This is a genomic window from Brevibacterium sp. VCM10 (genome assembly GCF_000583215.1).
Taxonomy (GTDB): domain Bacteria; phylum Actinomycetota; class Actinomycetes; order Actinomycetales; family Brevibacteriaceae; genus Brevibacterium; species Brevibacterium linens.
The window spans coordinates 1-556 of record NZ_JAJB01000135.1; the positions used below are offsets into that span (position 1 = coordinate 1).

At 65.5% G+C, this 556-nt stretch carries 1 protein-coding gene; it reads right to left on the reverse strand.

Features of this window, described 5'->3' with window-relative positions; all coding sequences use genetic code 11:
* Window positions 1–208, reverse strand: a 208-nt coding sequence (locus AD89_RS19070; RefSeq protein ID WP_155807512.1) for an LLM class flavin-dependent oxidoreductase, incomplete at its 3' end; no start/stop codon positions are given.
* Between the last annotated feature and the right edge of the window lie 348 nt (window positions 209–556).

A 556-nucleotide genomic window follows, 5' to 3' on the forward strand; every position in this document is an offset into this window, starting at 1 on the left:
TCTCCGTCACCGAGGCGGCCTGCGAGATGAGCAGGGCCGTGGCGCTGGCGGCCAGGCCCATCGTGTTGTGGTGTTCGGCGAACCACAGACGCTGATATCCCAATTCGTCGGCGAGCTGCGCCGAGGCCATCGATTCGGCGATGGCGTCGCGGGCGTTCGATCCTTCCCGGATGGAGACGAGATCGAGGATGTTCAACGGAACGGACAAGGCGGAGGGCTCCTTCGGTGGGGACGCAGTGCGACCGCAGAGCGCGATCACACGACTTCAGTCACCTATGGCAACAGTCCGGGCAGACGGTTCTATTCCTGGTCTGTTCCTGGGCAGACGGTCACAGTCGCCGGCAGACGGTTCATTTCGAGGACTGCCAGCGGATAGTCTTGTGCAACCGGACTCCCCTTGAAGGAGAGAGCATGAGCACCTCAGCACTGCGCCGAACCGGGCGGCTTCTCACCGGTGCCACACTGTCCCTGGCCGTCGTCCTCAGCGCCTGCTCCTCGGATTCGGACTCCGGCGAGACCGACGGACGGGGCGGGTCGGACTCGGGGGCCGCCTCGG